Below are 5,786 nucleotides of genomic sequence, written 5' to 3'. Positions count from 1 at the left end.
CTTTTAATCGCTAATAAGTTGTCTTTTAATCACTAAAACAGGGTTAATAAGTTGTCTTTTAATCACTAAAACAGGGTTAATAAGTTGTCTTTTAATCACTAAAAAATGTTTTTTTTTTGTTGTCTGTAAACTTTTAAAGATAACTTTTATATTTGCCTAAAAACCAATGTAATGTCTAAACCCATAGAGATTTGGCAGGATAATGCTTTAACAGTGGCTCGGTATGAAATGACTGAGACTGAAAAAAACATCTTGTACATGGTTGTTGCTTCTGTTCACAAGGATGATGCACCAACAAAAAAGTACCAAGTATCGGTTAAAGAAATGGCAGAAGTAACTGGTTCAAAGGGATTGATGCTTGAAGCTTATAAACAGGCCACTCGCAAATTGTTGGGTCGTGTGTTTGAAACGACTTTACCTGATGGAGATCTTTTACAAGCTACTTTCATTTCGTCTGCGCGTTATAAAAAAGGAACTGGTATTATCGAAATAGGGCTTTCTGATGAGGTGAGACCTTTCTATATCCACTTACACAGTAAGTTTACCAAGGTTCAACTTGCTGCGGCTATCTCACTTAATTCTGCTTATGCAAAGCGGATTTACGAGTTACTATGCATGTTCAAAAACATGAAAGACAAGACCTTCCGGCGCAATCTAACTGAGCTCAAAACAATGCTTGGTATCATTGATCCCAAAACGGGTCAAGATAGCTATGCGAAATGGACTCATTTTGAAAAGAAGGTACTTGATGTATCTTCAAGAGAAATCAATGGGCATACGGACGTCACATTCACTTACAAGCCCATTTATGGCGATCGACCAGGACGAGGCCGTAAACCTGTAGTCGAAGTAGAATTTGAGGTGTTTTATCAAGCCAAGCAGGAAGCAATCCCAACATCGTCACTCCACGAACGGCTTGTAAAGCAATTCCGACTTCGCATCGATCAAGCCGATCAGGTGTTGGCCATACATTCGATAGATACAATTAACAGACAACTCTATGACATTCAAACTAAAGCGGCCAGCGGGACTGTTAAAAACGTAGGGAGCTATACGGCCAAAGTATTTGGTTTAGAAACAAAGGGGAGAAAAGATGAAAATTAAAACCAATTCTCCCCATACAGTGCGTGGGGTGCAAACACATATTAATCCAACCTGTCTGAACGAGTCAAAGTCGTATTGTTATAAGTAAGCCATTAACCAAATAAACGCTGCCAAACTGATTTCTTACCCCGTTCGGGTATACGCTGAGCAATTCCTTCAACGATTTTAGTTAAATGGTCAATTTGGTTCTGGATATCGATAGGAGCTGCCGGTAATTGGGTTTGAGTCAGTTGGTTCTGTGCAAAACTGCGGATATCCTCATTAATATATTGCCCTAATGTCTTACCGGCTCGATTAGCAGCCTTCTCAATAAAAGTGCGGGTTTCTCGCTCAACTCCACGTATTGACCATGTAACGGGGTTACTTCTTTTAGAAGTCGGGTCTTGACCTGACAATTGAGCATCCATCTTGTGTCTTACATTTGTAAGACACAAGATTATCAAAAAAATAGTTTCTACCAACTTGTAAGACATTTTCTCTGGGTTGTCTTACTTCCACAAAATCATGTCTTACAAAAGGCTATTTCTGTCTTACATTTTTCTTACTACTGGCTCCAGTAGAAAAATCACTTCTCGCAAAGAAATCACACAATGAAGAAACATGATAAATACATTTGTTTATGTAAAGATAACTTGTTGTAAATCAGAACAATAGAAAATTCTTTTAAAAATCCTATAAAATTCTTTTAAAAGTCCTATAATTTTTACCGTTTTACTTTCCGACACTGCTATTTATTACTGTAAGGTTTAATTAAACCAAAACACCTTACGTATTTTAAAATGATAGTATCAGTAATTTCGAGTTTAATGATTGCCTCTCAGGCAGCTGCAATCATCAGTTGTTTTATCAACATCATCAACTTTTTTAACAACCTTCGTAAACCAAAAAACCCGGAATGACCGGGTTTTTTGGTTTACACTATCACAATTTTGGACGCTTAAATAATTGCGAACTCGGCTTCTACCTTTGCATAAAAATCACTTTGATTACCGACTAAGGTAACGATTAAATCGCCTCCGTTATGGACGATAAATTCTGAATTTTGTAATTTATCCGGCCTATTAATTTCGGAAACGGCTGGAACAACAACGGCGGTAACTTCGTAAATTTTGTTCAGTACAGAAACAAAATCGCCTTTGTGCAACGGTGTAGAAAATTGGTGTCCACCTAAATTGGTACTTGTATTCGTTGCTTCAATAACAAAGTACTCGTGAACTGTGATTTGGTTTTTCATTGGTTTAATTACGGTGTTTTTGAATATAACGAATTCCCGCGACGTTACCAAATAGATTTCAAAAATAACTGAGTTATTGGCTATGAATAATTATTTCTGAGTACGTTACAGATATTATTCTGCTTTTTTGGGTGGCTTTCCGAACCACCCCACTATTAATCCCGCACACACAGCTAGAATGTGATCAATCCCAAAGCTCGCCAGTAAAGTATACGTACCTGCCGTATATGATAAATTAGGAATGATATCATGAAGCACCTGATGGGTATTCGTCAGAATCTTCCGAAGAAAGTCGCGGCGTGGGTTTTCGCCAGTTGGTGATGTATTGGTGTCCATAAAAAGTTGGCTTTTACTGTGTTAATTAAAGCCAGTCTTTTTCAAAGACACATTGGGAATACAATATAAATTTTCTTGTATTACATCAAAGCTATGTATATGTTATCTTTTTGTTAAGCCGAAAATATTACTTGTAGGGGTTCTTCTTCCAATGGGGCGATTTTACACGCTAAGAAACGAAAAATATAGTTACAGTTTACTGAATACTACTAATCAGACAGTTATCAAAAAGGGTATTGAAAATTTGTTTGAAAAATCTGCGTTTCTAATCAATCAGGAGGGGTAGTTTACTCTATCAAAAAGGAATTCCTAATTGATAACTTGCTTCTAAGTGCTTGAAAAACAGACATCAACTAAGAGATTAGTTCACTAACGTGTAAAATCGTCCCATTGGAAGAAGAACCCCTTGTAAACTTAGGTTAAAAATGGGGCATTGTCAGAAAATGCTATAATAGTCCTACTTCACTAAAGCGATTTGGAGATGTTAGGAAATTTTCTTAAATTAGCTGAAAATGAATGTTTTACCTTTAAACAACAAACACGATGAATATATACAACGTATCGTTTGACCTGTTTATGGAACGCGTCGATCCATCCAAAAAATACGACGCTTTTTTTGACGAACTGAAGAAGACAGATACTTTCCGCTTTTGGACAAGTAATTGGGCAGTTGCAACCAATGAAACGGAAGCAGAGCTTCGAGATCGACTAGTACAACATCTCCACAAGAATGATCAGATCATCGTTATTCCGTTAGATGAATGGGCTGCTTTTGCACGTACAATGGGCTTACAATGGATTAAAAACCACCGTGACGTAGTCAAAACAATTTCAGAAGAGTAAGTTGCTAAGGTCTTTCGGTGACCTACCAATCCTGGAATAATTGATTAACATAATTGTTAATTATGCAACACCCCTCGGAAAAGTCCTAAAAACCTAGGGGCAAAAAAGGGCAACTTTTCACTTCGCAAACCGGCTGATCACATGCTCATTCCCAAACCTCGATCCCGCTTTTGCTCTTTCGGAATCGTCTGTTGGTGGGTCAGTTCCGATTGCCGGGCTTGCTCGGCCTGTACCCGCAGCTGTTCCATTGGCCGTAAACCCGCTTCCATCTGCTGCTGACGGGCGCGTTCGGTGTCGCGTAGTTCCAGCGTCATGGCGGCCCGCTCCTGAATGGTACCGTTACTCATCGTGTTTTGATACCGAAACGTTTCCGTCAATTCCCGATGGTAGCCCATCTGGGTATCAAAGACCGTTTCGCTGCGCTCCTTGAAAACCACCCGGTTAAACTGCCCGAATTTCTGGCCGTGGGTCTCGCTCTTACCCTTGCCCCGGTGGTTGGTCAGTGGACTCAATAACCGTTGGTTATGGCTGTCCTTGCGGCTCACAATGATCTGCACGTGCATCTGATGGCCTGCTTTAAGATCGCCCCGCTGGGTTAGTCCTTGCTTCACTTCCGGATCGGTCCACTTGTAGCCCCGGTTGTACTCGACCTTGCCGTACCATTTTACGTCATCGGCACCCAGCCCCTTCTGAAAGTTGGTCGCATACTCGGCCATCACCGAGCGGGCGTAGGCTTTCAACTGCCGGGGGTCATTGTTGATGTGCTGGAGCTCTTTTTGGGAAGGGCTGATATTGATCAGGTAAAACTTGGCTTCCTGCTGTTTGAGTTTGGCGGTATTCGTATCAATGCCCTGCCGCACTTCGTGAGGCGACAAATCGTCACGCTGCTGGTTGAACCACCATTCGCGTTCGCGGGTCAGTTCCCAGGCGTTCTCTTTTTCAAGATACGTGACCAGTTGCCCACAACTGCCGGCGTTGCTTCCGGAGGCACTGGTGGTGATGTTGATGTGGGGCATAAGCAGACGTTACAGTTGATCGACCTGGCTGCGGATGTGTTCCTGCAACTCCTTGACGGCGCGCCCTTGCGTCAGCGTGTTCAAGCCTTCCCGCTGTTGGATATAGGTTTCCAATAGCGCCCGAAATCTCGCTTTTAAGGCACTCTTTGCCTCTCGATATGCTTTTCCCTCATTTTGGTACGTTCGGGCCTCAGAAAGCAGATTTTGCAGGGTTCCTGCCATCTGTTGCTGTTGCTGCTGCAATTCTTTTTGCTGAGTAAGCAGCCGATGGCTTTCTTCTTGTCGTTTTTCCTGACTGTCCAGATAAAAGCCGTGGATATAGTCCTGTTCATCAAAGTTGAAAAAAGCCGCAAATTGAACCCGAAAATTCTCCAGCGTCCGTTGAATCTGCCGTTGATCAGCCAACAGCGGGGTCAGGGCTTCTTTTTCCTGTGTTTTGATGAAAGCGATGATGCGGTTGATGCCTTGGCCCAGTTCTTTCTTCAGTAATTCGTCGTTCAAATCGCCCGGATCTTTCTGGGACTTGTAGAAATAGTCCACCATCTGGCCGAAAAGCTCCTGTTTACTGCGGCTCAGCTTTTCACTTAACTTACTGAATTTCAGATCAGTATCTGAAGTGAACCGAACGGACTTGGCGGCTTTAGTTTCCATAAATAAGCGTATTAGTATATCAAAAATATCTTTTTTAGGCTAATTAAAGCATTTTTTTTACTAAAAATATACTCTATGCATACTATACAGATTGGTAAAATAATAATAAATGCTTGATATTCAGGGATTAGCTCCGCAGGACAAGCGGTTGAATTACGTGTAGCGTAATTCCCGCTTGCTCTTAAAGAAGACCGCTTCGCGCTTTGTTTTTCCTTTTTTCTTCCCCTTTGGTTCTTTGATTTTCGCTCCAGTCGATTTTTCTTTCCCCCTTCCAACTATTTTTTTAGTTCGCTTTGCGCCCTAAAAGCCATTTTTTCAAGCCACTTTAACTTGGCTTTTCTCGTGTGCGCATGTACGTGACCGCGTGCGAGTCAAGTGCTTGTGTATTTCAAATATCACTTGTTAAACACTTGTACGGGCGAAATATGGGTTATAAGCGTCAGATTTACAGCACTTTATGGTGTGGATAACTTTAATAAGTTGTCTTTTAATCGCTAATAAGTTGTCTTTTAATCACTAAAACAGGGTTAATAAGTTGTCTTTTAATCACTAAAACAGGGTTAATAAGTTGTCTTTTAATCACTAAAAAATGTTTTTTTTTT

At 40.9% G+C, this 5,786-nt stretch carries 7 protein-coding genes; 2 read left to right on the top strand and 5 right to left on the bottom strand.

Features of this window, described 5'->3' with window-relative positions:
• Positions 1-171 precede the first annotated feature (171 nt).
• Complete coding sequence (locus ACYVHX_RS09325) at positions 172-1,104, top strand: RepB family plasmid replication initiator protein (RefSeq protein ID WP_460671355.1); 933 nt, start codon at positions 172-174, stop codon at positions 1,102-1,104.
• Positions 1,105-1,196: 92 nt separating this feature from the next.
• On the opposite strand, the gene ACYVHX_RS09320 is transcribed toward ACYVHX_RS09325, so the two are convergent.
• The 3 genes from ACYVHX_RS09320 to ACYVHX_RS09310 form a co-directional block, all read right to left on the bottom strand.
• Entirely contained in the window at positions 1,197-1,511 is a 315-nt protein-coding gene (locus ACYVHX_RS09320; protein ID WP_460671354.1) for a hypothetical protein, read from the bottom strand.
• Positions 1,512-2,041: 530 nt separating this feature from the next.
• Complete coding sequence (locus ACYVHX_RS09315) at positions 2,042-2,338, bottom strand: hypothetical protein (protein ID WP_460671353.1); 297 nt, start codon at positions 2,336-2,338, stop codon at positions 2,042-2,044.
• 114 nt (positions 2,339-2,452) lie between these two features.
• Positions 2,453-2,674 carry a hypothetical protein gene (locus ACYVHX_RS09310; RefSeq protein WP_460671352.1) on the bottom strand — a complete coding sequence of 74 codons (222 nt, stop codon included), beginning with the start codon at positions 2,672-2,674 and terminating at the stop codon, positions 2,453-2,455.
• Between the two features lie 543 nt (positions 2,675-3,217).
• On the opposite strand from ACYVHX_RS09310, the gene ACYVHX_RS09305 reads away from it, so the two are divergent.
• Positions 3,218-3,517 (top strand): hypothetical protein, encoded by a 300-nt coding sequence (locus ACYVHX_RS09305; protein ID WP_460671351.1) that lies wholly within the window; start codon positions 3,218-3,220, stop codon positions 3,515-3,517.
• 137 nt (positions 3,518-3,654) lie between these two features.
• On the opposite strand, the gene ACYVHX_RS09300 is transcribed toward ACYVHX_RS09305, so the two are convergent.
• Together ACYVHX_RS09300 and ACYVHX_RS09295 are read right to left on the bottom strand one after the other, a co-directional pair.
• On the bottom strand, positions 3,655-4,533 hold the full coding sequence (locus tag ACYVHX_RS09300) for a DUF5712 family protein (RefSeq protein WP_460671350.1): 879 nt from the start codon (positions 4,531-4,533) through the stop codon (positions 3,655-3,657).
• A 9-nt stretch (positions 4,534-4,542) separates the two neighbouring features.
• Positions 4,543-5,184, bottom strand: a complete 642-nt coding sequence (locus ACYVHX_RS09295; RefSeq protein WP_460671349.1) for a BfmA/BtgA family mobilization protein — start codon at positions 5,182-5,184, stop codon at positions 4,543-4,545.
• Positions 5,185-5,786: the final 602 nt, after the last annotated feature.

The sequence above is a fragment of the Larkinella ripae genome, from assembly GCF_054780775.1.
This window is presented reverse-complemented; position numbering and strand designations above follow the sequence as displayed.